This window comes from Sphingomonas guangdongensis (genome assembly GCF_900199185.1).
GTDB lineage: Bacteria > Pseudomonadota > Alphaproteobacteria > Sphingomonadales > Sphingomonadaceae > Sphingomonas > Sphingomonas guangdongensis.
The window spans coordinates 258,886-284,765 of sequence record NZ_OBMI01000002.1; the positions used below are offsets into that span (position 1 = coordinate 258,886).

The following is a 25,880-nucleotide window of genomic DNA, read 5'->3' on the forward strand; positions in this document are numbered from 1 at the left end:
GTGTGAAACAACTCGCGCGCGGTTGCGCCGGGTAGGGCGAGGCGGCAGGGGAGGGCGGTGCGCATCCTCTGCCTCGTGCTTCTGTCCGCGCTCGTCGCCCTGGCCTCGGCGGCGTGGGGCGCGGACATCCCGTTTGCCGCGATCCGTGACGCGGAGGTGCGGCTGGCCACGATCGGCTACCGGCTCGCAACCGCCAACGCCGCGCTGTGCGACGTGCAGCGCCCCGGCACCGGTTTGCAGCTCCACACGCTGGCGCAGTACCAGCCGGAGGCGCGTGAGCAGGCACGGCGCTTCTTCGGCTTCGAAGGGCCGATCGCCGTCGAGGGCGTGGCGCCGGACAGCCCCGCCGCGCAGGCCGGCGTCGCCGCCGACGACACGGTCGTGGCGATCAACGGGGCGCCGCTCGCGTTGCCTAGCACGCCGACGGGTACGGCGATGCTGATCGCGGCGGAGCAGCAGCTGGCGTCACTGCCGTCGGCGGCCCCGCTCACGCTGACGCTGCGGCGCGACGGCCGGGAGCGGACGCTGCGGATCGCGCCGGTGCCGCAGTGTCGGAGCCGGTTTGAACTTTTGATCTCCGATCGGTGGGAGGCATCGGCGGACGGCGACATGGTCCAGGTCGCCTCCCGCTTTCTCGAACTCGGCGATGAGGCCGCGACCGTGATCGTCGCGCACGAGCTCGCCCACAACATCCTGCGCCATCCGGCGCGGCTGCGCGCCGCGCGCGCCGGCAGCGGCGTACTCGCCGAGTTCGGGCGCAGCGCGCGGCTGTACCGCCGCACGGAGGATGAGGCCGACGTGCTGAGTGTCTACCTGCTCGCCAATGCCGGTTTCGATCCGATGGCCGGTGCGCGTTTCTGGCGGGGCAGGGGCAAGTCTATCGGCGGCGGACTGCTGCGCGGTCGGTCTCACGCCTCGCCGGCCGAGCGTGCGCGCATGATGGAGGACGCGGCGCGGGCGGTCGGCGCGACTGCGCTGCGTCCCGCCACGTCGCCCCTCATCGTCACGCGGGATCAGCCGCTGTAGCGAGGATTGACGCCGCGGCGCCGATCGGTTGATAGTCACGGTGACGGGCCGGCGCGGACGCCCGTTCAGACGGTTCGCCGTCCAAGTCCGCTCCCTGCGCCGCGTCTGCGGCCAATGGAGCGTCGCTGTGATCGAACCCGTCCTGTCCCGTTCGTCGTCTCCGCCGCCGATCAGCCTGCCGGCGCTGTTCGGCCAATTCCTCCGCTTCGGCTGCGCCGCCTTCGGCGGTCCAGTCGCGCAAATCGCCATGGTGCGCGCGGCTCTGGTCGATCAGCAGGGCTGGATCAGCAAGGAGCGCTTCAACCGCCTGCTCGCCGTGTTCCAGGTGCTGCCGGGGCCGGAGGCGCATGAGCTGTGCGTCCATCTCGGCATGATCGCCCGCGGGCGGCTGGGCGGGGTGCTAGCGGGCCTCGGCTTTATGCTGCCCGGCCTCGTGCTGATGATGGTCGCGGGCTGGCTCTACACGAGCGTCGTGAGCGGCATCGCGGGGATCGGCGGCGTGCTGCTCGGCGTGCAGATCGTGGTGCTGGCGATCATCGCGCGCGCAGTGGTCAGGATCGGGCAGCACATCATCGAGGACCGGCTGCTCGCCGCCATCGCGGTCGCCGGGCTCGCCGCCGCCCTCGCCGGGCTGCCGTTCTGGATAACGCTCGCGGCGGCGGGGGCGTGCTATGCGCTGTGGGCGCGGCCGGCTCTGGTCGCGCTGGTGCTCGCCGGCGCGGCTGCGCTGGCGCTTCTCCTGCGCGGCGCGGCGAGCGCGGACCCGATCGCGGTTGCCCAGGCACCCGCGACGGTGCTGGCGTTGTTCGTGGCGGGGCTGAAAGGCGGGCTGCTGACCTTCGGCGGCGCCTACACCGCCATCCCCTATGTCCGTGCCGACACGGTCGGGCGCGGCTGGCTGTCCGATGCGACCTTCCTCGACGGCGTGGCGATCGCCGGCGTGCTGCCGGCACCGCTGGTCATCTTCGCGACCTTCACCGGCTATGTCGCGGGCGGGCCGGTCGGCGCGCTCGCGATCACCGCGGGCATGTTCCTGCCGGCGTTCGCCTTCTCGCTCCTGTTCTTCGAGCGACTGGAGGCGGTGGTCGAGAACCCGGCGCTGCACCGGCTGCTCGCCGTCGTCGCGGCGGCGGTGGTGGGGATCATCGCCGCCACCCTGTTCGAATTGGCGGCCGCCACCGCGCCGCGGGTCACGCAGCCGCCAGTGGGTTTGGTGCTGTTCGCCGTCGGGCTCGTCGCCGCCTGGCGGCTGAAGGGCTTGTGGGTGCCGATCCTGCTGATCGCGCTGGGCGCTGCGGCGGGCGCGCTGCTGCCGATCTGACGCGGATAAAGGTAAGCCGCCGCCCGGTTGCCCGGACGGCGGCTTGATCGTGCGTTGGAGCCGCCACGCCGTCAGAACAAGCCGCTGTGCGGCTCCGCTGCCCGAAGCGGCGACGCTCCGTTCATTCAGCCTCGTTCAGATACTCGCCGGCGTCCGCGTCCGTGCCGTGACCCGAGGGCACGACGTCGGCGAGCGGATCGTCACCCGTGCCGCCCGAGTCCCGCGCGGAGCGGGCGAGCTCGGCGGCGTGCTCCTCCTCCGCGGAGTTCGGCGCCACCAGCGCGGCGGCGAGCGCCCGCTGCTGGGCGCGGAGCGCCGCATCGCGCGAGGTCGCGGCGACGCGCAGGCGGTTCATGCCCGCACCCGTGCCCGCCGGGATCAAGCGGCCGACGATCACGTTCTCCTTGAGGCCGTTCAGCGAGTCGATCTTGCCCTGCACCGATGCCTCGGTGAGGACGCGGGTCGTCTCCTGGAACGACGCCGCCGAGATGAAGCTGCGGGTCTGCAGCGACGCCTTGGTGATGCCGAGCAGCACCGGCTTGCCCTGCGCCCGTGCCTGGTTGGCCTCGAGCTTGGCGTTCGCCTCGTCCATCTCGTCGCGATCGACCTGCTCGCCCGCCAGCAGCGTGGTGTCGCCGCCGTCGGTGATCTCGACCTTCTGCAGCATCTGGCGAACGATCACCTCGATGTGCTTGTCGTTGATCTTCACACCCTGCAGTCGATAGACCTCCTGGATCTCGCTGACGAGGTACTCCGCCAGCGGCTCGATGCCGAGCACTTCCAGGATGTCGTGCGGGTCGGGGCTGCCGCCGATCAGGTTGTCGCCACGCTTGACGTAGTCGCCTTCCTGAACGTCGATCACCTTCGACTTGGGCACCAGATACTCGACGATCTCGCCGCCGTCCTCCGGCTGGATGCCGATCTTGCGCTTCGCCTTGTAGTCCTTGCCGAACACGACCCGGCCGGAGACCTTGGCGATGATCGCGTTCTCCTTCGGCTTGCGCGCCTCGAACAGCTCGGCGACGCGCGGCAGACCGCCGGTGATGTCGCGGGTCTTGGCGGATTCGCGGGCGACGCGGGCGAGCACGTCACCCGCCTGCACCTGCGCCCCGTCGTCGACCGACAGCACCGCACCCGGCGCCAGCATGTAGCGGGCGGCCTCGCTCGCGTTCTCGCCCAGCAGGGTGAGGCGCGGACGCAGGTCCTCCTTCGACTTGCCGGCGGCGCGGTACTCGATGACGACGCGCTGGGTGATGCCGGTCGCCTCGTCGGCCTGCTCCGTCATGGTGCGGTTGTCGATCAGGTCCTGGTAGCGGACGGTGCCCGAGTTCTCCGTGATCACCGGCATGGTGAACGGATCCCATTCCGCCATGCGATCGCCCTTGGACACGATGTGCCCGTCGTCGAACAGCATGTAGGCGCCGTAGGGGACGCGGTCGGCCGAGAGCTCGCGGCCGTCCATGTCCTTGATCACCACCTCGCCCGAGCGGCTGAGCACCACGCGGCGACCACGCTGGTCGACGATGATGCGCAGGTCGCGGAACTCGACGGTGCCGTCAGCGTGCGCCTCCAGGTTGCTGGTCTCGTTCAGCTGCGCCGCACCGCCGATGTGGAAGGTGCGCATGGTCAGCTGCGTGCCCGGCTCGCCGATCGACTGGGCGGCGATCACGCCGACCGCCTCGCCGATGTTGACGGGGGTGCCGCGCGCGAGGTCACGGCCGTAGCACTTGCCGCACACGCCGACCTTCGCCTCGCAGACCAGCGGCGAGCGGATCTTCATGCCCTGAATGCCGATGCCCTCGATCTGCGTGATCATCGCCTCGTCGAGCAGCGTGCCCGACGGGATGACGACCTCGCCGGTCTTCGCGTCGACCACGTCCTCGGCCGTGGTGCGGCCCAGGATGCGCTCGCCAAGCGAAGCGATGGTCGAGCCGCCTTGGACGATCGCCTTCATTTCCAGCGCGCGCTCGGTGCCGCAGTCCTCCTCCATCACGACGCAGTCCTGCGACACGTCGACCAGGCGGCGGGTGAGGTAGCCCGAGTTCGCCGTCTTGAGCGCCGTGTCCGCCAGGCCCTTGCGAGCACCGTGCGTCGAGTTGAAGTACTCGAGGACGGTCAGACCCTCCTTGAAGTTCGAGATGATCGGCGTCTCGATGATCTCGCCCGACGGCTTGGCCATCAGGCCGCGCATGCCGGCGAGCTGCTTGATCTGCGCCTGCGAGCCGCGGGCACCGGAGTGCGCCATCATGTAGATCGAGTTGATCGGCTTCTCACGGCCGGTCGCCTCGTCGCGCTTCACCGCCTTGATCTCGTCCATCATGGCGCCGGCCACCTGGTCGCCGCAACGGCTCCAGGCGTCGATGACCTTGTTGTACTTCTCCTGCTGCGTGATCAGGCCGTCCTGATACTGCTGCTCGAAGTCCTTGACCTGCTCGCGGGTCTCATCGACCAGCCGCTCCTTCTCGGCCGGAATGACCATGTCGTCCTTGCCGAACGAGATTCCGGCGCGGAACGCGTGGCGGAAGCCGAGCGCCATGATCGCGTCGGCGAACAGCACCGTCTCCTTCTGGCCGGTGTGGCGGTACACCTCGTCGATGACGTCGCCCACGTCCTTCTTGGTGAGCAGCCGGTTGACCGTCTCGAAGGGCACCTTGTGGCTCTGCGGCAGCGTCTCGCCCAGCAGCATGCGGCCGGGCGTCGTCTCCACCCGCTTCAGGTAGCGCTGGCCGTTCTCGTCGGTCTGCGGCACGCGGCTGACGATCTTGCTGTGGAGCGTCACCGCGCCGGCGTTCAGCGCCTGGTGCACCTCCTGCATGTCGGCGAGCATCATGCCTTCGCCCGGCTCGCCCGTCTTCTCCATGGAGAGATAGTAGAGCCCGAGCACCATGTCCTGCGACGGCACGATGATCGGCTTGCCGTTGGCGGGCGACAGGATGTTGTTGGTCGACATCATGAGCACGCGCGCTTCCAGCTGCGCCTCGAGGCTCAGCGGCACGTGGACGGCCATCTGGTCGCCATCGAAGTCGGCGTTGAATGCCGAGCAGACAAGCGGGTGGAGCTGGATTGCCTTGCCCTCGATCAGCACGGGCTCAAACGCCTGGATGCCCAGACGGTGGAGCGTCGGCGCGCGGTTCAGCATCACCGGATGCTCGCGGATCACCTCGTCCAGGATGTCCCAGACTTCCTTGCGCTCCTTCTCGACCCACTTCTTGGCCTGCTTGAGGGTCATCGACAGACCCTTGGCGTCAAGGCGCGCGTAGATGAACGGCTTGAACAGCTCGAGCGCCATCTTCTTCGGCAGCCCGCACTGGTGCAGCTTCAGCTCCGGACCCGTCACGATGACCGAGCGGCCCGAATAGTCGACGCGCTTGCCGAGCAGGTTCTGGCGGAAGCGGCCCTGCTTGCCCTTGAGCATGTCGGACAGCGACTTCAGCGGCCGCTTGTTGGCGCCGGTGATCGTGCGGCCGCGACGGCCGTTGTCGAACAGCGCGTCGACGGCCTCCTGCAGCATGCGCTTCTCGTTGCGGACGATGATGTCCGGCGCACGCAGCTCCATCAGCCGCTTCAGGCGGTTGTTGCGGTTGATGACGCGACGATACAGGTCGTTGAGGTCCGACGTCGCGAAGCGACCGCCGTCCAGCGGCACCAGCGGGCGCAGCTCGGGCGGGATGACCGGCACGACGTCCAGGATCATCCACTCGGGGCGGTTGCCCGAATCGATGAAGCTCTCGACGACCTTCAGCCGCTTGATGATCTTCTTGGGCTTGAGCTCCGACTTGGTGGTCGCGAGCTCTTCCAGCAGCTCCTTGCGCTCACCCTCGAGGTCGAGGTCCATGAGCATGATCTTGACCGCTTCCGCGCCGATCCCGGCGGTGAAGGCGTCCTCGCCATACTCGTCCTGCGCATCGAGCAGCTCGTCCTCGGTGAGCAGCTGGAACTTCTCCAGCGGAGTCAGGCCCGGCTCGGTGACGATGTAGCTCTCGAAATAGAGCACGCGCTCCAGCTGCTTCAGCTGCATGTCGAGCAGCAGGCCGATGCGACTGGGGAGTGACTTCAGGAACCAGATGTGCGCGACCGGCGCGGCGAGCTCGATGTGGCCCATCCGCTCGCGGCGGACCTTCGAGACGGTCACCTCGACGCCGCACTTCTCGCAGACAATACCCTTGTACTTCATGCGCTTGTATTTGCCGCACAGGCACTCGTAGTCCTTGATCGGACCGAAGATGCGGGCGCAGAACAGGCCGTCACGCTCGGGCTTGAACGTCCGGTAGTTGATCGTCTCCGGCTTCTTGATCTCGCCGAACGACCACGAACGGATGCGGTCGGGCGAGGCGATGCCGATCTGGATCTGGTCAAAGGTCTCCGGCTTGGCGACCGGGTTCGCGAAGTTGGTCAGTTCGTTCATTTTTTAGTCCCCGTAGAGGGTCAGAAATCAAACCCGTTCGCCCTGAGTAGGGACTGAGCGAAGGCGAAGGCCCGTATCGAAGGGCTCCGCTCCCGGTCCTTCGATACGCCGCTTCGACTTCGCTCAGCGGCTACTCAGGACGAACGGTGTTGTTACTTCAGGTCGGGCTTACTCTGCCGCCTCGGCCAGCGGCTCGTCGCCCTCGTCCTCGTTGTTCTTGAGCTCGACGTTCAGGCCGAGCGAACGCATCTCCTTGACGAGCACGTTGAAGCTCTCCGGAATGCCGGCCTCGAAGGTGTCGTCGCCCTTGACGATCGCCTCGTAGACCTTGGTGCGGCCGACCACGTCGTCGGACTTCACCGTCAGCATTTCCTGCAGGGTGTACGCCGCGCCGTAGGCCTGGAGCGCCCAGACCTCCATCTCGCCGAAGCGCTGCCCACCGAACTGCGCCTTGCCGCCCAGCGGCTGCTGGGTGACGAGGCTGTACGGTCCGATCGAACGCGCGTGAATCTTGTCGTCGACCAGGTGGTGCAGCTTCAGCATGTAGATGTAGCCGACGGTCACCTTGCGGTCGAACGCGTCGCCGGTGCGCCCGTCGTAGAGCTCGACCTGACCCGAGGTGTCGAGCCCGGCGAGCTCCAGCATCCGGGAGACGTCCGCCTCACGCGCGCCGTCGAACACCGGCGTCGCCATCGGCACGCCGTTCTTCAGGTTCTGCGCCAGCTCGACGATCTCGTCGCCCGAGCGGGCGTCGATCTCGTCGTGGTACTGCTCGCCGTAGACGATCTTCAGGCGATCCTTGACCGCGTCGGGCATCGCGCCCGCCGCCGGGTTCGGATTGGCCTCGCGCCACTGCTCCAGCGCCTCCGTGACTTGGCGACCCAGGCCGCGCGCGGCCCAGCCGAGATGGGTCTCGAAGATCTGGCCGACGTTCATGCGGCTCGGCACGCCAAGCGGGTTGAGCACCAGGTCGACCGGCGTCCCGTCGGCGAGGAACGGCATGTCCTCCTGCGGCAGGATGCGGCTGATGACGCCCTTGTTGCCGTGACGGCCGGCCATCTTGTCGCCCGGCTGCAGCTTGCGCTTCACCGCGACAAACACCTTGACCATCTTCAGCACGCCCGGCGGCAGCTCGTCGCCGCGCTCCAGCTTCTCGCGGCGATCCTCGAACTTCTCGCGGATGCGCTTGGCCGCCTCGTCGTACTGGCCCTTCACGGCCTCCAGGTTCGCCTGGACGGCATCGTCCTGAACCGCAAACTTCCACCACTCGTGGCGGTCGACCGAGTCGAGCAGGTCGGCGTCGATCGTCGCGCCCTTCTTCAGGCCCTTCGGTACCGCCGTCGCGACCTGACCCAGCAGCATGTCACGCAGGCGCGACCAGGTCGCCCGGTTGAGGATCAGGCGCTCGTCGTCCGAGTCCTTCTTCAGCCGCTCGATCTCCTCGCGCTCGATCGCGAGCGCACGCTCGTCCTTGTCGATGCCGTGGCGGTTGAAGACGCGGACGTCGACCACCGTGCCCGACACGCCCGGCGGCAGGCGCAGCGACGTGTCGCGCACGTCCGACGCCTTCTCGCCGAAGATTGCGCGGAGAAGCTTCTCCTCCGGGGTCATCGGCGATTCGCCCTTGGGGGTGATCTTGCCGGCCAGGATGTCGCCCGGTTCGACCTCGGCACCGATGTAGACGATGCCCGCCTCGTCGAGGTTGCGCAGCGCCTCCTCGCCGACGTTCGGGATGTCGCGGGTGATGTCCTCCGGCCCCAGCTTCGTGTCGCGGGCCATCACCTCAAACTCGTCGATGTGGATCGACGTGAACACGTCGTCCTTCACGATCCGCTCGGAGATGAGGATCGAATCCTCGTAGTTGTAGCCGTTCCACGGCATGAACGCGACGAGCGCGTTACGGCCGAGCGCGAGCTCGCCGAACTCGGTCGACGGACCGTCGGCCAGCACGTCGCCAGCATTCACCACATCGCCGACCTTCACCAGCGGACGCTGGTTGATGCAGGTCGACTGGTTGGAGCGCTGGAACTTCATCAGCGAGTAGATGTCGACTCCAGCCTCGCCAGCGTCGACGTTACCCGTCGCGCGGATCACGATACGGGCGGCGTCGACCTGGTCGACGATGCCGGCGCGCTTGGCGGAGATCGCCGCGCCCGAATCGCGCGCCACGGTCTCCTCCATGCCGGTGCCGACGAACGGCGCCTCGGCCTGGACCAGCGGCACCGCCTGGCGCTGCATGTTCGATCCCATCAGCGCGCGGTTCGCGTCGTCGTTCTCCAGGAACGGGATGAGCGACGCGGCGACGGAGACGAGCTGCTTGGGGCTGACGTCCATCAGCGTGATCTGCTCGGGCAGCGCCATCAGGAACTCGCCGGCCTGACGCGCCGACACCAGCTCCTCGGTGAAGCCGCCATCGGCGGTCAGCTCGGCGTTGGCCTGCGCGATGGTGTGCTTGGCCTCTTCCATCGCCGACAGGTACACGACCTCGTTGGTGACGCGGTTGTTGACGATCTTGCGGTACGGTGTCTCGATGAAGCCGTACTTGTTCACGCGGCTGAAGCTCGCGAGCGAGTTGATCAGGCCGATGTTCGGGCCTTCCGGCGTCTCGATCGGGCAGATCCGGCCATAGTGGGTCGGGTGAACGTCGCGAACCTCGAAGCCAGCACGCTCGCGGGTGAGGCCGCCCGGCCCGAGCGCCGAGACGCGACGCTTGTGCGTCACTTCGGACAGCGGGTTGGTCTGGTCCATGAACTGGCTGAGCTGCGACGAGCCGAAAAACTCGCGCACCGCGGCAACCGCGGGCTTCGCGTTGATCAGGTCGTTCGGCATGACCGTCGACACGTCGACCGACGACATGCGCTCCTTCACCGCGCGCTCCATGCGGAGCAGGCCGACGCGGTACTGATTCTCCAGCAGCTCGCCGACCGAGCGGACGCGGCGATTGCCGAGGTTGTCGATGTCGTCGACCTCGCCCTTGCCGTCCTTCAGGTCGACCAGCGTCTTGACGACCGCCAGGATGTCCTCGGTACGCAGCGTCGTCACCGTGTCCTCGGCGTCGAGGTCGAGGCGCATGTTGAGCTTTACGCGGCCGACCGCCGACAGATCGTAGCGCTCCGGATCGAAGAAGAGCCCGGCGAACAGCGCCTCCGCCGTCTCGAGCGTCGGCGGCTCGCCCGGGCGCATGACGCGGTAGATGTCGGACAGCGCCTGCTCGCGCTCCTCCGCCTTGTCCGCCTTCAGCGTGTTGCGGATCCACGGGCCGGTCGAGACATGGTCGATGTCGAGCAGCTCGACCCGGTCGATCCCGGCCTTGTCGAGCTTCTCGAGGTTCTCCTGGCCGATCTCGTCACCCGCCTCGACGTAGATCTCGCCGGTGGTCTCGTTGATCAGGTCATACGCACTGTAGCGGCCGAAGATCTCCTCGGTGGGGATCAGCAGCGTCTCCAGACCGTCCTTCGCAGCCTTGTTGGCGGCGCGCGGCGAGATCTTCTGGCCGGCCGCGAACACGACCTCGCCCGACTTCGCGTCGACGATGTCGAACTGCGGCTTCGCACCGCGCCAGTTCTCGGGCGCGAACGGGATCTGCCAGCCGCCGGGGCCGCGCACGAAGGTGACGCGGTTGTAGAAGTGGTTGAGGATCTCCTCGGAGTTGAGGCCCAGCGCGTACAGCAGCGTGGTGACCGGCAGCTTGCGCTTGCGGTCGATGCGGACGTTGACGATGTCCTTGGCGTCAAACTCGAAGTCAAGCCACGAGCCGCGGTACGGGATCACGCGGGCGGCGAACAGGTACTTGCCCGAGGCGTGGGTCTTGCCGCGGTCATGGTCGAACAGGACGCCCGGCGAGCGGTGCATCTGGCTGACGATCACGCGCTCGGTACCGTTGATGAAAAAGGTGCCGTTCTCCGTCATGAGCGGCATGTCGCCCATGTAGACGTCCTGCTCCTTGATATCGATGACCGACTTGGCCTCGGTATCCGGATCGACCTCGAACGCGGTCAGGCGCAGCGTGACGCGCATCGGCGCGGCGTAGGTGATGCCGCGCTGGCGGCACTCCTCCACGTCGAACTTCGGATCCTCCAGGACGTAGTCGTCGAAGTCGAGAAAGGCGGTTCCCGCGAAATCCTGGATCGGGAAGACGGAGCGCAGCGTCTTTTCGAGACCCGACACGTGACCGGTCGACTTGTCGGAGCGCAGGAACTGCTCGTAGCTCTCGCGCTGAACCTCGATCAGGTTCGGCATCTGCACCACTTCGTGGATGTCGCCGAAAACCTTGCGGATGCGGCGCTTGGTGGTGCCGGGGAGAGCCTTGGTCGCCATGGGTGTCGTTGCCTCGTCAGCCGTAAACGTGCCCCGGAGCGATCCGCCGGGGCGCGGACGCAGCAAGAGACAGCGCACGGGGCGGGGGTCCTTCCAGGACGGAAGGCCGCACAGGCCCGGCACGCTGTCGCAGACCATCAGCTCCCATCCGACCGGCACGCTGCGCGACGGCGTGCCATTTCCCGAAGCTGTTGGTAGGCAGCGGCATATAGGCGCGGTCCTACAGCCTGTCAAGCACGCGCGAGCCGGAACAAATCCGGTGACGGCTGTGGGTTGAAGTGCGCGTCCGACGCAACCAACGCGCCGGCGCCTCCTTGCGCCGCAGTTCACCGCCCCATAGCCTCCAAACCATTCCTGTCGGAGCCTTTCATGACCAAGCTGATCCTGCTCGCCGCCACCGCCCTCGCGCTCACCCCGCTCGGCGCGCAGGAGGTGCCGACCGGCGACGTGCCGGCGAAGTACAGCGTGCCCAAGACCGCCTATGACTACGACAAGCGCGAGGTGATGGTGCCGATGCGCGACGGCACCAAGCTGTACACGGTGATCGTGGTGCCGAAGGGGGCGGCGAACGCGCCGATTGTGCTGACCCGCACACCCTACAACGCCGCGGGCCGGGCCAACCGGATGGACAGCCCCAAGATGCTCTCCACGCTGCCGCTCGCCGACGAGATATTCGTCAAGGACGGCTACATTCGCGTCTACCAGGACATTCGCGGCAAGTACGGGTCGGAGGGCGACTATGTCGTGACCCGGCCGGTGATCGGCCCGCTCAACAAGACCAACGTCGATCACACAACCGACGCTTACGATACGATCGACTGGCTGGTGAACAAGGCCAACCTGCCCGAGAGCAATGGGCGAGTGGGCATGATCGGGTCGTCGTACGAAGGCTTCACCGTCGTCATGGCGCTGCTGAAGCCGCATCCGGCGCTGAAGGTCGCGGCACCCGAGAGCCCGATGATCGACGGCTGGATGGGCGACGACTGGTTCCACCACGGCGCCTTCCGCCTCGCCAACATCGCGTGGTTGGGGGCGCAGACCGGCTTCAAGGGCGCGGGTAAGGCGCCGCCGACCGGCGGGTACGACGATTACGACAATTTTCGCACGGGCTCGGCCGGCGACTGGGCGAAAAAGGCGGGCTACGATCTCTTGCCCTATTGGCAGCGGATGCAGGCGCACCCGGCCTATGATGCGTTTTGGCAGGGACAGGCGCTCGACAAGCTGGTCGCGGCCAACCCGTCCGACGTGCCGACGCTCTGGGAGCAGGGACTGTGGGATCAGGAGGACATGTACGGCGCGATCCGCACGTGGGAGGCGCTGAAGGCGAAGGGCAAGGCGGGCAACAATTACCTGGTCATGGGCCCGTGGCGCCACAGCCAGGTCAATCGCGAGGGGCGGAGCCTGGGTCCCTTCGAGTGGGACGGCGACACCGCCAAGCAGTTCCGCGAGGACATGGTGCTGCCCTTCTTCAACCAGTATCTGAAGGACGGTCCTCCGGTCCAGCTGCCGCAGGCGGCGATCTACAACACGGGGGAGAACCACTGGGATCGGCTGTCGACGTGGCCGCTCGCGTGCGAGACCGGGTGCGCGGCGCCGCTCAAGCCGATCTACCTCCAGGCGGGCGGCAAGCTCGGCTGGAGCAAGGGGGCAAGCGGCGGCGACAGCTACGTCAGCGATCCCGCCAAGCCCGTCCCGCACCTGCCGCGGCCGGTGAACTTCGGCGATGGCCGCTGGGGCGACTGGCTGGTCAATGACGAGCGGCACGCCGACGGGCGACCGGATGTCATGACCTACCAGACCGACGTGCTGACCGCGCCCGTCCGTGTCTCCGGCGCACCCTTCGCGGAAATCTTTGCCAGCACGTCCGGCACCGACGGCGACTTCGTGGTCAAGGTAATCGACGTCTACCCGGAAGAGGTCGCGGCCGATCCGAAGATGGGCGGCTACCAGCTCGCCATCGCCCAGGACATCTTCCGTGGTCGCTACCGAGACAGCTTCGAGAAGCCGTCGGCGATCCCGGCCAACACCGTCCAGAAATACCGCTTCCGCCTGCCAACGGTGAACCACGTGTTTCGACCGGGGCACCGGATCATGGTGCAGGTCCAGTCGAGCCAGTTCCCGCTCTATGATCGCAATCCGCAGACCTACGTTCCCAACATCTTCCTCGCCAGGCCGGGTGACTACAAGGCGGCGACGGTCACCCTGCAGCGCGGCGGCACAGCGGCGAGCGCGGTGTTGCTGCCCGTCGTCGCGGTGGATCAGTCGGCGGCGATGGCGCGCTAGGGCGTGCTTCTTGCGCGAAGTTAGGACGGTTGCCTCCGAGATCGTCCAATCCTTCACGCTTCCGTGACCATCCGGACGGTAGCGTGCACCCGGTTTCGGGCGGGGCATGCGGCAATGGACGGCGATCAGGATGAGGGCGCTCGGATCGCGTGCGTCAGGAGCTTCGCGCTACTCGATACGCCGGACGAAGCGGCGTTCGACGCGGTCGCCGCGGACGCCGCGCTGTTCTTCGGCGCCGCGCACGCGGTCGTCTCGCTGATCGACCGTGACCGCCAGTGGTACAAGGCGCGGCACGGCGTCACGGAGCGGGAGGTGCCGCGCGGGCTCTCGCTTTGCACCCACGCGATCCGGACGACCGAGGTGACGATCGTACCCGACGCCCGCGCGGACGATCGCTTCGCGACTAATCCGTTCGTGACCGGCGCGCCGTTCGTGCGCTTCTATGCCGCGGCGCCGCTGCGGGCGCGGGAAGGGCTGCGGGTCGGGACCTTGTGCGTCTTCGATCCTGCGCCGCGCGCGGCGGTGTCGCACGCGGAGGTGGCCCGGCTCCAGGCGCTCGCCGACCGAACGGTGGCGCTGATGGAGGGTCATCGCCGCCGCCTGGAGCCTTCGTCGCCGACGCTGCGGCGGACCGGCTGAACCCCGAAGACATTTGCGGCGCGGCGCGTGCTGTCCTAACCGCGGCCTCATGAGCCTCGATCCGTTCGCGAATCTGCCCGCCGATCTGCCCAGCTTCGTCACTCACCTGGAATGCTCGATCACCGGCGAGCGGTACGACGCCGACGTGCTGCACGGGTTGAGCCGGGTCGGGCGACCGCTGCTGGTCCGCTACGACCTGCCCGGCGTGCGCGCGGCGCTCACCAGGGAGGTGCTGGCGGCGCGCCCGGCGGACCTGTGGCGCTACCGCGAGCTGCTGCCGGTCCGATCGCCGGCCAACATCGTCAGCCTGGGCGAGAATGCGACGCCGCTCCTGACCCTCGATCGCGTCGGCGCGGCGCGGAATGCCCGGGCGCCGATCGTGAAGGACGAGGGGCGGCTGCCGACCGGCAGCTTCAAGGCGCGCGGGCTGGTTATGGCGATCTCCATGGCCAAGGCGCTCGGGGTCAGGACCATCGCGATGCCGACCAACGGCAACGCCGGCGCCGCCGCCGCCGCCTATGCGACGCGCGCCGGGATCGAGGCGGTGATCCTGTGCCCGGACGACACGCCGGAGATCAACGTGCGCGAGATCGCGGCGCAGGGCGCGCGCGTGTACCGCGTCAACGGCTTGATCGACGACTGCGGGGCGATCGTCGGCGCGGCCTGCAAGGCGAACGGCTGGTTCGACCTGTCGACGCTCAAGGAGCCCTATCGGATCGAGGGCAAGAAGACGATGGGGCTGGAACTGGCCGAGCAACTCGGCTGGACGCTGCCCGATGCGATCTTCTACCCGACCGGTGGCGGCACCGGGCTGATCGGGATGTGGAAGGCCTTCGACGAACTGGAGGCGATCGGGCTGATCGGGCCCGAGCGGCCGCGGATGTACGCCGTGCAGGCGGAGGGCTGCGCCCCGATGGTGCGGGCGTGGGAGGCGGGCGAGCGTCACGCCGACCGCTGGGAGGACGCGCACACCGTCGCAGCCGGCATCCGCGTGCCCAGGGCGGTCGGCGACTTCCTGATCCTGGACGCCGTCCGAGAGAGCGGCGGCGCGGCGCTGGCGGTGAGCGATGCGGCGCTGCTTGCCGCGGTCGACGAGGCCGCGGGCGACGGCGTGCTGCTGTGTCCGGAGGGCGGGGCGACGCTCGCAGCTTACGATCGGGCGCTGACCGACGGACTGGTCGCGCGCGACGATCGCGTCGTGCTCTTCAACTGTGCCACCGGACTGAAATACCCGATGCCGGACCGGTCGCGGACGCTCGACCGCCACGGCGACATCGACCTGGCGGCGCTGTGAGGACCTACGTGCGCATGGTGTGCGCCGCCGGAGCCGTGGCGCTGGCGTGGCCGATCGCCGCACAGAACACGACCACGCCGCCCGTCATCACCCTGCCCGGCGTACAGGACTACAGCCTGCCGCCCGGCACGCCGACGCCGCAAGCCACGCCGACGATCGCACCGCCGCCCGTCAGGGTGACGGTGCCGTCGCCCACGCCGACGCCGGCGCCGACGTCGGTGCGAGCCGACGCGCCTGCTGCAAGGGTGACGCCGGCCCCGGTTGCGGCGCCGACAGCCGCCCCGACGCCCGTTCCGCTACCGACACCGGACGGTCCGCCCGCTGCCGTTCCGTCGCCGGATGCGAGCGCAGTACCCGCTCCGACGCCAACGGCGCCCATTGCGACGGCGCCTCCCGCCCAAGCTGACGGCGGGACGCCGCTCTGGTCGTGGCTCGCGGGCGGAGTAGCGCTCGCGCTGCTCGCCGGCGCTGCCTACCTGTGGCGGCGTCGCCGCGCGCCCGAGCTGGACGAGAGCGTCGAACCCGCAGCCGCGATCGCCGAGCCGCCTGCTCCGACGCCCGAGCCTGTGCCGGCAGCAAGTGCCGCTCCCACCGTCGAGCTGCGCGCGATCGAGCTCGCGACGCAGGGCCCGGATGCGCTGCTGCGGTTTGAGCTGGTGCTGCGCAACGACGCCGGCGTGCCGCTGGAGGCTGTGCGCCCGGTCGTCGTGCTGGGCAGTGCCGGGCCGACCCTCGCGCGCGAGATCGCCTCCTTTCACGCCAGCGCACCAACCATGAACGCGGCCGCGCAGTTCGACCTTGCGCCCGGGGAGGCGCGGCGGCTGACCGGCGAGCTGACGCTGCCCGGCACTGCCATGCACGTCAGCGAGGTGGCCGGACGTGCGATGATCGTGCCGGTTGTGCTGGTCGACCTGCGCTGGCGCAGCGGATTGTCCGTGCGCGCCGACGGAGCGGCGTTCCTGGTCGGCACCGGAACCGAAGAGGCATCGCGCCTAGGCCCCATCTGGGTCGATCGCACGGGCCAGCGCTTCACCCGCATCGCCGCCCGTCGCTTCGTTCCGGAAGCGCAATCATAAAACCGCAACACTGCGGGTGTTGAAGGGAAGCGTCGTCCGGCGGGAAGATCCGCCGAGCGCCCTGTGCCGCGTTCATCAGCGAACGATCAGCCGCGCTGCGGGCGCGAGGCGGAGGGCTAAGATGGCAAGGGCATGGCTGACGATCCCGCTGCTGGCGATCGGCGGCTGTTCGGGCGGGGGCGGCACCGCCGCTCCGAGCGGAGGCAGCGTTTCCACGCCGGCACCCGCACCTGCGCCGACCCCTGCGCCGACTCCCACGCCGACGCCGACGCCGGCACCGCCTGCGAGCGCACCGGCACGCTTCGCCGACATCTACAGCTTCCGCTACGGTGCCGGCGTGACCCTGCCGAGCGCCTGTGCCGGGATCACCTCCGCGCCGACGCCCGCGGCGCTGCCGGTCAGCGCGTGGGGGCAGGGGCTGGTGTTCCGCTTCGTACTCACGCCGCAGGTCTGGTCGATCGCGGGCGAGGTCGCGGTCGGCTTCGACGGGCGCGATGCCGACGGCAGCGTGCAGGGCGCAGAGGTTGCGCTCGCCAAGACCATCGGCGCCGATCGCTACGCGCTCCGCATCACGCAGCCGTTCGCGGCCGAGCCGGCGCTGCTGTCCGCACGATCGGCGCGGGTCGACGCCCGGGTAGGCGGGATGGAGCGCCGCCACGACTGCGTGCTCGGCCTGCCGACCGCCGCCGGCGAGCTGGCGGCCGCGGACGGAAGCTACCCGCGCACGGTGCTACGCGGTGTGGCGTACGTTCGCGACGCGACCGGCACCCGCAGCTACCTGCTCGATATGAGCGCTGTGACGCTGGTGCTTGACCGGGCCGGGCGGCGCGTCACCGCGACGCTGCGCCTCGTCGGCACGCCGGAGGGCGGCGGCGCCCCACTCGAGCTCGGCACGGCAAGCGTCGCCGGCGTGCTCGATCCGGCGACCGGCAGCATCGCCGGGCCGCTGGCGATCGCCGGCCGCACCGTCGGCGCGACGCTCCGCGGGCAGGTGTTCGGCCAGAACGGCGCAGAGGTCGGCGCCGCGCTCGGCGGCACGGTCGACGCCGCGGGCAACGCGCCCGCCGTCATCTTCTCAGCAACCCTGTTCGCCGCGCGCTGATCGAGCGGCCAAGCTGCGTCCGGTGGCAGACGCCGATCGCGCGGCTGCGGACCCCTAACCTATGTTGTCCCGTTCTCCCCTTTGAATGCGAGTGGAAAGGACGGGACATGCGGGTACGCGACGTGATCGATGCGGTGCGGGGGACAGTCAGTCCGCCCGAGCCGCGCAAGGGCTCGGATAGCCCCCGTCTGGGCGAGCAGGACTTCAAGCAGCGCTACCTCGCGCAGTTTCAGGACGATGCCTTTGCGCCGCTGCGCGCCTCGCTCGATCAGGTCGCGGACGCCGCCTGGGACGCCTACAAGCACCAGCGCAAGTCGCCGCACACTACCAAGGCCGGGCCGGGCTACGCCGATCCCGACTATGACCTGTCAATCGAGTGGATCGCGGCCAAGGGGGCGATCGAGGCGGCGCAGCGCCGCCACGACGACTCGACCGCGCCGCCGCGCATGCTGCTGATCAGCGCGTCGTCGCGGTCCGAGCACAGCTGCCCCGGCGAGCTCAGCAAGTCGTGGCGCCTCGTCCAGCTGGCCCGCGAGGAGATCGAGGCGCGCGGCGCCCAGGTCGACTTCCTCGACTTGTCACGCCTCACCTCCGAATACGGACGGCAGATCCACCCCTGCAAGGCATGCTTCTCGACGGCGGCCGCGCTCTGCCACTGGCCGTGCAGCTGCTATCCCAACCACTCGCTGGGGCAGGTCCATGACTGGATGAACGAGATCTACCCGATGTGGGTCGCGGCGCACGGCGTGATGATCGTGACGCCCGTCAACTGGTACAGCCCGACCTCACCGCTGAAGCTGATGATGGACCGGCTGGTCTGCGCCGACGGCGGCAATCCCGACCCGTCGTTGACCCACGGCAAGGACGCGAAAAAGGCCAAGGCGGAGGAGCTGAAGGGGTGGGACTATCCCCGTCACCTCAAGGATCGGCTGTTCTCCATTGTCGTCCACGGCGATGTCGAGGGTGCGGAGAATGTCCGCCGTTCGCTTTCCGACTGGATGCGCTTCATGCGGATGGAGAGCGCGGGCGTCGAGGCCGAGCTCGACCGCTACATCGGCTATTGGAAGCCCTATGCGACCAGCCACGAAGAGCTCGATGCCGATACCGCGATCCAAGACGAGGTGCGCAATGCCGCCCGAGCGCTGTGTGAGGCGGTCACGGCCAAGCGGCAGGGACTGATGCCGGCGATCGGCGTCGACCTGGTCGAGCCGCGGCCGAAGTAGGGCAGGAAAAAGGGCGGCGCCGCAGGTGCGGGCCGCCCTTTTCTGTTCAAGGCCGTCTCGGGCAAAGCCCATGACGTCGGACCTGGGCGATGCCCACGCCGGCCTGGTTGGGGTGCAGGCTGGCTCGCCAGCCCGTCTCCCCAACTGCGGCTTACTTGATCTCGACGGTCGCGCCGGCTTCTTCCAGCTGCTTCTTGATCTTCTCGGCCTCGTCCTTGGACACGCCTTCCTTGACGGCCTTCGGAGCCGACTCGACCAGCGTCTTCGCCTCGGTCAGGCCGAGCGCGGTGATCGCGCGGACCTCCTTGATGACGTTGATCTTCTTGCCGCCGTCGCCGGTCAGGATCACGTCGAACTCGGTCTTTTCCTCGACGGCCGGGGCCGCCGCGCCGCCGCCACCGGCGGCCGGGGCCGCAACCGCCGCAGCGGCCGAGACGCCCCACTTCTCTTCGAGCAGCTTCGAGAGCTCGGCGGCCTCGAGAACGGTCAGCTCGCTCAGCTGGTCAACCAGCGTGTTCAGATCAGCCATTGTGTAACTCCAGTATCAAAGGTGTGTGATGTGTAATGGACAACCCGCGCGAGATTACGCGGCGTCCTTTTCCGCATAGGCCGAGAGCACGCGGGCGATCTGGGCCGCCGGTGCCTGGGTGATGGTCGCCAGCTTGGTCGCGGGTGCCACGATGAGCCCCACGATCTTGGCCCTGAGCTCGTCGAGCGAGGGCAGCGTGGCGAGCGCCTGAACACCCGCCGCGTCGAGGACCTGGGTACCCATCGCCCCGCCGACGATTTCGAACTTGTCGTTCGTCTTCGCGAAATCCGACGCGGCCTTGGCGGCGGCGACCGGATCGGCCGAGGTGGCGAGCCCAACTGGGCCGGTCAGCAGGTCGGAAAGTCCCGCGTAATCGGTGCCCTCGAGCGCGATCTTGGCAAGCTTGTTCTTGGAAACCTTGTACGCGGCACCGGCCTCGCGCATCTTCGTGCGGAGCTGGGTCGACTGGGCGACCGTCATCCCCAGGTTGCGGGTGACAACCACCACGCCGACCTGCTCGAAATTGCTCTTCAGCTCGGCAACGGCCTCGGTCTTCTGCGAACGATCCATGCCATTCTCCTCAAATCAGCCGCCGTGTGCCCGGGAGGGCGCACGACGACCAGCTTCACGCGCCCGGACGCGAAGGACCGGGCGTACTCATGTCCGTGAGGGGCAGGATCGTCCCAGAGCCGCGGACAGGCCACCAGCCAGGACCCGGTGCAGCTGCACCGGTGAAACATTCTGCACCCGTCTAGGCGGGAAATTAAGCCCCGGGGGGCACCCACTGTCTCGGACGGCGTGGCGGGGCCGAGGCACCGCGACGATGTGGGGCCGTTAGCGGAATTTGCGGGAAAGTCAACGCGGCGGGCGCGCTCAGTTCAGGATCGAGCGGACCGCCGCCTCCGCCGCTGCGACATAGTCGAAGAAAGCGGCGATCCGCGGTTCGCGCCGCAGGGCGCGGGTGGTCAGCAGCTTCCAGCTGCGGGTGAGGGCCGGTACCGGGCCGAACAGTCTCACCAGCGTGGGATCCGCGTCGGCGATGTTGGCGGGCAGCGGCGCCACGCCGGCGCCCGATCGGACCGACTGGAGCAGCCCCAGGATGCTGTTCACTCGCGCCACGCGCGGCGCATGCGGAGCGACCTCGTCCAGCCAGGCCACGACCCGGTGCCCGGCCATGCCGGCATCGAGCGTCACCAGCGCGTGCGAGGCGAGGTCGGCGACGTCGCGCGGTCGGCCGCGTCGCTCCACATAGCCGGCGCTCGCGTAGACCGACCAGATCGAATCGGCGACCTTCCGGCCGACCAGATCGGCATCGGTGTCGCCGGAGCGGAACGCGACGTCGGCATCGCCGCGGGCAAGATCGAGGTAGCGGTCGCTGGTGACGAACTCGACCTGCAGGTCGGGGTGGGTCTGCTGAAAGCGCTCGATGAGCGGCATGAGGCGAGGGATGATCGGTTCGGGGCAGGTCACCCGGATCAGCCCGGAGACGCGGTCGCGCGCCTCACGGGCTACCCCGGTGAACCGCTTTGCCGCTTCCTCCACCGCCTGCGCGGCGGGCAGCAGTGCCGCGCCATAGTCGGTCAGCGCGTAGCCGGATGCGGTCCGCACCGTGAGCGACCGGCCGAGCGCGTCGTCGAGCGCACGCAGACGGCGCTGCACGGTCGACTGGCTGACGCCGAGCGCGCGCGCCGCCGACAGCGTGCTTCCGTGCTGCGCGACGGCGAGAAGGTGGCGGAGATCGTCCCAGTTGAACACTGCAGGCACCCGCAAAAGTGCGGCCCTTGCATAGCAGACTTGCGGCTCCCCAGCATCACGCCGCAGCCATATGCTCTCCGGGTCATCAACGACGGAGCACGCACGACATGCGCCACCCAGCCACGCTGATCCTCTTGTCGCTCGCCGCTCCTGCCGCCGCGCAGGACGAGGCAAGCCTGCGCCGCGCGGACGCCGCGCAGCATCAGGCGGCGCGCACCCGCGACGCCGATGCGCTCGCCGCGATGATGCACCCGCAGTTTGAGGTGAACGCGCCGGGGGGGGAAGTGTGGTCGCGCGAGCGGACCGTCGCGCTGTGGCGCAACCGCGGCATCGGTCACGACCGCTTCGACCGCTGGGTGGAGAGCGTGATCCTCGACGGCAACACCGGCGTCGTCGCCGGTCGCGAAATCGTCCAGCCCTCGGTCGACAGCATCGCGGGCAAGCGCCGCGCAGACGGCGGCGCTCCGGTCGAGCGGCGCTTCACCAACGTCTGGCTGTGGAAGGACGGGCGCTGGTGGTTTCTGGCGCGCCACGCCAACGAGAAGGTGGCGCCGCCCCGTGAGGGCGGCGCCCCGATGGGTCAGTAGCGCGCCGACAGGCTGACGCCGATGATCCGCGGCTCGTTGAAGACGGCCGCGTTGTAGTTCTCGATCACGCCCTTCAGGTTCTTCTCGGCCGTGATGTTGCGCGCGAACGCCGCCAGCTCGTAGCGGCCGTCGGCGCTGGTCAGCCCGGCGCGAAGGCCGAGCTCGAAGTTGCCGTCGGCGTAGAACTCGCGCGTCCGGTACAGCACCAGGTTGGTGTAGCCCTGCACGTTGAAGTCGGTGTCGACGAACAGCTTCGCCCCGCTCGACAGCGGGATGTCGTAGCGGACGGCGGCGTTGAGCTGCCACTTTGGCGCGTTGGGCAGCGGGTTGCCGTCGATTTGCGCGAGCACCGTCGGCGTGCCGAAGATCGGGCGGGTGATCGTCGGGTCGAGCACCGTGCAGGTGACGCCGACTCCGCCGCCCAATGCACAGACCTGCGCATAGACGTTCGGGTCGTTGATCTCCGTGTGCAGCACGCTGCCGCCGAGCGAGAAGGCGATGTTGCGGATCGGCCGCCACTCCAGCTCCGCTTCCGCGCCGTACGCCTCGGCATTGTCGGCGTTGAACAGCACGCCGTTGCCGTTCGCGTCGTTGCCGTTCAGCTGGATATCGTCGACCCGGTACCCGAAGGCGGTGGCATTGAGGCGGATGCGCGACGTCGGCTGCGACTTGAAGCCCGCCTCATAGGAGATGATCGTCTCCGAATCGGCGGTCGTGAAGGCGGAGCCGAACACCGCCGACCGACCCTGGATCGTGGGCCCGCGGAAGCCGCGTGCGACGCGGGCGTACAGGCTGAGCGCGGGATCAACCTCGTACAGCGCCGACACGTCCCAGCTCGGCTCCTTGCCGACCAGCCGCACCGTGCGCGGCGCGGTCGCGGGAAAGTTGACGGTGGCGCCGGTCGTCGCGGGCTGGACCAGCGTCGTGCGCTTGCGATCCTCCGTGTAGCGGCCGCCGGCGGTCAGCGTGAGGCGGTCGAGACGGTAGCTCGCCTGTCCGAACACCGCCCAGGAGGTGTTGACGTCGCGTAAGCGCACGAAGTTGCCCGGGTTGTTGGTGTTGGCGTTCGCCGCGACGAACGGCGCGGTCAGGAAGAAGCGCCGCTGGTAGAATTCGGTGATGTCGCGATTGTCGAAATAGAAGCCGCCGACCTGCCACTTGAACGCGGTGTCGCCGGTCGAGGCGAGCCGCAATTCCTGCGTCCACTGATCGAGGTCGCGGATGTTGCCCTGACTCTGGCCGTAGAAGGCCGGCCCGGTAAACAGCGTCGCCGCCCCGCCGTCCGTATCGCCGCGACTGTAGCCAGCCGTGGTTTCGTAGGCGGTGATGGAGGTGAGCGCGACGCCGCCGAAGTCCCAGCTGGCGTTTGCCGAACCGCCGTAGGTGTCGTAGCCCTGCGGATTGTTGTCGCCTTCGTCGAGCGCGACGCGGGTCCGCGGTTCGCCCTGGATGTTGTTGCTGCCGCGGCGCAGCGCCCCGCGGTGGAAGACGGTGGAGGTGCCGTCATAGTTGCGGGCATGGCCCGACAGATTGATCGAGATGTCTTCTGTCGGCGTGAACAGCAGCTGGAGGCGCACGTCTCGCTCGTCGAAGCCGCCGAGCGCATCCTCGCCGCCGCGGGTGCCGTCGAAGCTCGCGCCGGTGTAGCTGTTGTCGATCCAGTCGTCGCGGTGCTGGTAGAGGGCGGACAGGCGAAACGCGATCTTGTCGGCGACGATCGGTCCACCGACGCCCGCGTCGACGTTCACGCTGTTGAAGCTGCCGTAGGAGGCGCTGACCCGTCCGGCGAGCTCCTGGCTCGGGCGGTTCGTGTCGAACTTGATGATACCGGCGGTCGTGTTGCGGCCGAACAGCGAGCCTTGCGGCCCCCGCAGCACCTCGACCTGCGCCGCGTCGAACACCGGATTGGACTTCAGGACGACATGCTCCAGGACGACGTCGTCCTGGATGATGGTGACGGGCTGCGACGCGCCCAGGTAGAAGTCGATGTTGCCGAGCCCGCGGATGTAATAGCGCGGGAAGATGCGGCCGGTGGTCGTCTCCGCGTACAGGCTCGGCACGCGCCCGGCGAGCGAGAGCGTATCGTCGCCGCCCGCCTGGAACCGGCGCAGATCCTCGCCGCTGACCACACCGACCGAGACGGGGGTGCGCTGCAGGTTCTCCTCGCGTCGCTCCGCGGTCACCACGATCTCGCCGAGCGTGCCGTCGTCGGTCGTGGCGGCGGTATCATCCGGGCCGGCGGCGACCTGCGCGGTGGCGGGCGTGGCCAACGTGATCAGGGCCGTTGTGGCACCGGCGAGCAGAAACGACTTGAACGACACCATGATACCCCCGCTGAAATGACGCGGGGTAGTCTCGACCAACTAGACCGGCGCCCCCGCTGGCGGCGGGCGCTAGTCGGCAACTATGTCGGATTGAAGTAATCGGCCGGCATTGTAACAGTTGGTTAACAGGTGTGGCTTTCACGCCACACGGTGTCAGTCCTTCTTCTCGGACACCGTCTCCGCCGGAGCGGTCTCCTCGTCACCCGACCGATCGACGCGCGCGGTCATGCCGGTTGCGTCGGCATCCTCCAGCACCTGCTCGTCGGGCGCGGTCGGTTCCGGCTCCTCCACCAGCGCGCTGTTCTCCGTGGCGAGATTGATGGAGGGAGTCGCGAGCGGCGCCTCCGGCACGTCCGCCGCCTCGTTGGTCACGTCGAGCATCGCCGGCTCGTTGCTGACGACCGCCTCCGGCTCGTCGGAGCCGGAGCAGGCGGCGAGCAGCACGAGGGCGGCGAGCGGGAGCAGGGTCTTGCGCATGCGGGATGGTCCTTCGGTCATTCGGCGATCGTCTCCGCCTGGATGGTGGAGCGCTTCTCGATCTTGTCGGCGAGCTCCGCGTCCCAGCTGTAAGGGTCGGCGCGGAAATTCATGGTGCCGTTCGCGGACGCGAAGGCGGTCCAGTAGAGCAGGTAGACGGAGACCTGCTCGGGCAGCTTGACGCGCTGAGTCTTGCCCTCGTCGACCGCCGCCTGGAGCGTCGCCGCGTTCCATTCGGGATCGTCGCGCAGCAGCAGCTCGGCGAGATCGGCGGGTTTCTCGACGCGCACGCAGCCGTGGCTCGCCAACCGGTCGAAGCTCGCGAACTTGGCCTGCGCGGGCGTGTCGTGGAGGTACACCGCGTACTTGTTGTCGAAGTCGAACTTGAACCGGCCGAGCGCCGACAGCGGCCCGGCCTGCTGCTGCAGCCGCTTGGTGGGCCCGGTGCCGATCACCTTGAAACCGTTGCGGGCGAGATAGCCCGGACCCTTCGGCCACAGCTCGCGCTGAGCGATGCCGGTCGGCACGTTCCAGGGCGGGTTCACCACCACCGAGTGGATCGCCGACTGGAGCATCGGCGTCTCGTCGCCCGGCCGCCCGGTCACGCCCTTCATCGACATGATCGGCTGGTCGCCGTCGAACACGGTCAGCACCGCCGCGGCGATGTTCACCTGAATCCGCTTCTGCGCCAGCTCGGCCGGCAGCCAGCGCCAGCGCTCCATGTTTGCCATGATCTGCTTCACCCGCGCGCCGGCCGACACGTTGAGCGCGGCCAGCGTGCCGGTGGAGACGGTCCCGGTCGGGTTGAGGCCGTAGCGACGCTGCGCGCGCTGGACCGCCGCCTTCAGCTCGATATCGAAACGATCGCCGGTCGCGACCACGGTCTTGTCCTCGACCGCCAGCCGCTTGCGCAGTGCGCGCACCCGCGGGCCGCTTGCCCCGACCGTCAGATCGGGTCCGGCCGCGACCTGCGACCAGCCGCCCGCCTTCTCGATCGCGCGGTAGTTGGCGAGACCCTTCTGAAGGCCGTCGTAGCCCGCATAGCCGGGTGCCAGCATCGCGAACCAGCGGCCGAGCCGGTTGCTCTGCACCGCGGCGGCGAAGTCCGGCACGGGATTGTACGCGGCGGGGCGCAGTCCCCAATCCTCCTTGAAGTCCTCCTCCGCCAGGCGGCCGCTGTGCACGGCGCGCGCATAGTCGAGCGCGGCACGGACCAGGCCGTCGTTGTCGGTCGGCAGCGGGCGGGCGAGCGCCTCGTGGCGCAGGCCATGGGCGTAGCCACCCTCCGCCAGCAGCGTCGATAGCTGCTGCATCTGCTCGGGCGACAGCCGCGGCAGCGCGATCGGCTGCGGGGCGGCGGGGGGCAGCGGCGTGGTCTGCATCGCCGGCGGCGCAAAGCGGACCTCCGGCGGCGGCGTCGGAGCGGGCGCCTGCTGCGCATGGGCGGTGGTGCCGGCGAGCAGGGCGGCGATGAGGGCGGACGGGAGAACTCGATTACGCATGAATACCTGATCGCAGCGGG

At 68.7% G+C, this 25,880-nt stretch carries 17 protein-coding genes; 9 read left to right on the plus strand and 8 right to left on the minus strand.

Going from position 1 to position 25,880, the window contains the following annotated elements; genetic code table 11:
• Positions 1 to 57 precede the first annotated feature (57 nt).
• Together CRO12_RS08305 and chrA are read left to right on the plus strand one after the other, a co-directional pair.
• The gene (locus CRO12_RS08305) at positions 58 to 1,026 is read left to right on the plus strand and encodes a M48 family metallopeptidase (RefSeq protein ID WP_097063598.1); all 969 of its coding nucleotides are present in this window, start codon (positions 58 to 60) and stop codon (positions 1,024 to 1,026) included.
• Between the two features lie 127 nt (positions 1,027 to 1,153).
• Entirely contained in the window at positions 1,154 to 2,347 is a 1,194-nt protein-coding gene (gene chrA, locus CRO12_RS08310) for a chromate efflux transporter (RefSeq protein WP_245858339.1), read from the plus strand.
• A 121-nt stretch (positions 2,348 to 2,468) separates the two neighbouring features.
• Here chrA and rpoC read toward each other — a convergent pair whose 3' ends face one another.
• Positions 2,469 to 6,752: a DNA-directed RNA polymerase subunit beta' gene (gene rpoC, locus CRO12_RS08315; RefSeq protein ID WP_097063599.1), complete on the minus strand. Its 4,284-nt coding sequence runs from the start codon at positions 6,750 to 6,752 to the stop codon at positions 2,469 to 2,471.
• A 168-nt stretch (positions 6,753 to 6,920) separates the two neighbouring features.
• A complete protein-coding gene (gene rpoB, locus CRO12_RS08320; RefSeq protein ID WP_097063600.1) occupies positions 6,921 to 11,069 on the minus strand; it encodes a DNA-directed RNA polymerase subunit beta in 4,149 nt (1,382 codons plus the stop codon).
• A 369-nt stretch (positions 11,070 to 11,438) separates the two neighbouring features.
• Here rpoB and CRO12_RS08325 point away from each other — a divergent pair, with 369 nt between their 5' ends.
• From CRO12_RS08325 to CRO12_RS08350, 6 genes are all read left to right on the plus strand, one after another.
• Positions 11,439 to 13,352 (plus strand): CocE/NonD family hydrolase, encoded by a 1,914-nt coding sequence (locus CRO12_RS08325; protein WP_097063601.1) that lies wholly within the window; start codon positions 11,439 to 11,441, stop codon positions 13,350 to 13,352.
• Between the two features lie 114 nt (positions 13,353 to 13,466).
• Complete coding sequence (locus tag CRO12_RS08330) at positions 13,467 to 13,991, plus strand: GAF domain-containing protein (protein WP_097063602.1); 525 nt, start codon at positions 13,467 to 13,469, stop codon at positions 13,989 to 13,991.
• Positions 13,992 to 14,040: 49 nt separating this feature from the next.
• Positions 14,041 to 15,285: a threonine synthase gene (locus tag CRO12_RS08335; protein WP_097063603.1), complete on the plus strand. Its 1,245-nt coding sequence runs from the start codon at positions 14,041 to 14,043 to the stop codon at positions 15,283 to 15,285.
• On the plus strand, positions 15,282 to 16,361 hold the full coding sequence (locus tag CRO12_RS08340; RefSeq protein ID WP_144033570.1) for a hypothetical protein: 1,080 nt from the start codon (positions 15,282 to 15,284) through the stop codon (positions 16,359 to 16,361). Before CRO12_RS08335 ends, CRO12_RS08340 begins: the two co-directional genes overlap by 4 nt.
• A gap of 121 nt (positions 16,362 to 16,482) precedes the next feature.
• Positions 16,483 to 17,463, plus strand: coding sequence for a hypothetical protein (locus tag CRO12_RS18135; RefSeq protein ID WP_097063605.1), 981 nt, complete (start codon positions 16,483 to 16,485; stop codon positions 17,461 to 17,463).
• A 107-nt stretch (positions 17,464 to 17,570) separates the two neighbouring features.
• Positions 17,571 to 18,686, plus strand: coding sequence for a flavodoxin family protein (locus tag CRO12_RS08350; protein ID WP_097063606.1), 1,116 nt, complete (start codon positions 17,571 to 17,573; stop codon positions 18,684 to 18,686).
• 151 nt (positions 18,687 to 18,837) lie between these two features.
• On the opposite strand, the gene rplL is transcribed toward CRO12_RS08350, so the two are convergent.
• The 3 genes from rplL to CRO12_RS08365 form a co-directional block, all read right to left on the minus strand.
• Positions 18,838 to 19,215, minus strand: coding sequence for a 50S ribosomal protein L7/L12 (gene rplL, locus CRO12_RS08355; RefSeq protein WP_097063607.1), 378 nt, complete (start codon positions 19,213 to 19,215; stop codon positions 18,838 to 18,840).
• A gap of 54 nt (positions 19,216 to 19,269) precedes the next feature.
• A complete protein-coding gene (gene rplJ / locus CRO12_RS08360) occupies positions 19,270 to 19,785 on the minus strand; it encodes a 50S ribosomal protein L10 (protein WP_097063608.1) in 516 nt (171 codons plus the stop codon).
• A 303-nt stretch (positions 19,786 to 20,088) separates the two neighbouring features.
• Positions 20,089 to 20,979: a LysR family transcriptional regulator gene (locus CRO12_RS08365; RefSeq protein WP_179640931.1), complete on the minus strand. Its 891-nt coding sequence runs from the start codon at positions 20,977 to 20,979 to the stop codon at positions 20,089 to 20,091.
• A gap of 98 nt (positions 20,980 to 21,077) precedes the next feature.
• On the opposite strand from CRO12_RS08365, the gene CRO12_RS08370 reads away from it, so the two are divergent.
• Entirely contained in the window at positions 21,078 to 21,557 is a 480-nt protein-coding gene (locus CRO12_RS08370; RefSeq protein WP_097064245.1) for a nuclear transport factor 2 family protein, read from the plus strand.
• Here CRO12_RS08370 and CRO12_RS08375 read toward each other — a convergent pair.
• From CRO12_RS08375 to CRO12_RS08385, 3 genes are all read right to left on the minus strand, one after another.
• Complete coding sequence (locus CRO12_RS08375) at positions 21,551 to 23,881, minus strand: TonB-dependent receptor (RefSeq protein ID WP_097063610.1); 2,331 nt, start codon at positions 23,879 to 23,881, stop codon at positions 21,551 to 21,553. The genes CRO12_RS08370 and CRO12_RS08375 overlap by 7 nt on opposite strands.
• Before the next feature lie 153 nt (positions 23,882 to 24,034).
• Complete coding sequence (locus CRO12_RS08380; protein WP_097063611.1) at positions 24,035 to 24,358, minus strand: hypothetical protein; 324 nt, start codon at positions 24,356 to 24,358, stop codon at positions 24,035 to 24,037.
• Positions 24,359 to 24,375: 17 nt separating this feature from the next.
• On the minus strand, positions 24,376 to 25,860 hold the full coding sequence (locus CRO12_RS08385; protein ID WP_097063612.1) for a L,D-transpeptidase family protein: 1,485 nt from the start codon (positions 25,858 to 25,860) through the stop codon (positions 24,376 to 24,378).
• Between the last annotated feature and the right edge of the window lie 20 nt (positions 25,861 to 25,880).

Coding starts and splice junctions, on each gene's coding strand:
- rpoC (WP_097063599.1), bottom strand. CDS start 6,752: ATGAACGAACTGACCAACTTCGCGAACCCGGTCGCCAAGCCGGAGACC.
- rpoB (WP_097063600.1), bottom strand. CDS start 11,069: ATGGCGACCAAGGCTCTCCCCGGCACCACCAAGCGCCGCATCCGCAAG.
- CRO12_RS08325 (WP_097063601.1), top strand. CDS start 11,439: ATGACCAAGCTGATCCTGCTCGCCGCCACCGCCCTCGCGCTCACCCCG.
- CRO12_RS08330 (WP_097063602.1), top strand. CDS start 13,467: ATGGACGGCGATCAGGATGAGGGCGCTCGGATCGCGTGCGTCAGGAGC.
- CRO12_RS08335 (WP_097063603.1), top strand. CDS start 14,041: ATGAGCCTCGATCCGTTCGCGAATCTGCCCGCCGATCTGCCCAGCTTC.
- CRO12_RS18135 (WP_097063605.1), top strand. CDS start 16,483: ATGGCAAGGGCATGGCTGACGATCCCGCTGCTGGCGATCGGCGGCTGT.
- CRO12_RS08350 (WP_097063606.1), top strand. CDS start 17,571: ATGCGGGTACGCGACGTGATCGATGCGGTGCGGGGGACAGTCAGTCCG.
- rplL (WP_097063607.1), bottom strand. CDS start 19,215: ATGGCTGATCTGAACACGCTGGTTGACCAGCTGAGCGAGCTGACCGTT.
- rplJ (WP_097063608.1), bottom strand. CDS start 19,785: ATGGATCGTTCGCAGAAGACCGAGGCCGTTGCCGAGCTGAAGAGCAAT.
- CRO12_RS08370 (WP_097064245.1), top strand. CDS start 21,078: ATGCGCCACCCAGCCACGCTGATCCTCTTGTCGCTCGCCGCTCCTGCC.
- CRO12_RS08375 (WP_097063610.1), bottom strand. CDS start 23,881: ATGGTGTCGTTCAAGTCGTTTCTGCTCGCCGGTGCCACAACGGCCCTG.
- CRO12_RS08380 (WP_097063611.1), bottom strand. CDS start 24,358: ATGCGCAAGACCCTGCTCCCGCTCGCCGCCCTCGTGCTGCTCGCCGCC.
- CRO12_RS08385 (WP_097063612.1), bottom strand. CDS start 25,860: ATGCGTAATCGAGTTCTCCCGTCCGCCCTCATCGCCGCCCTGCTCGCC.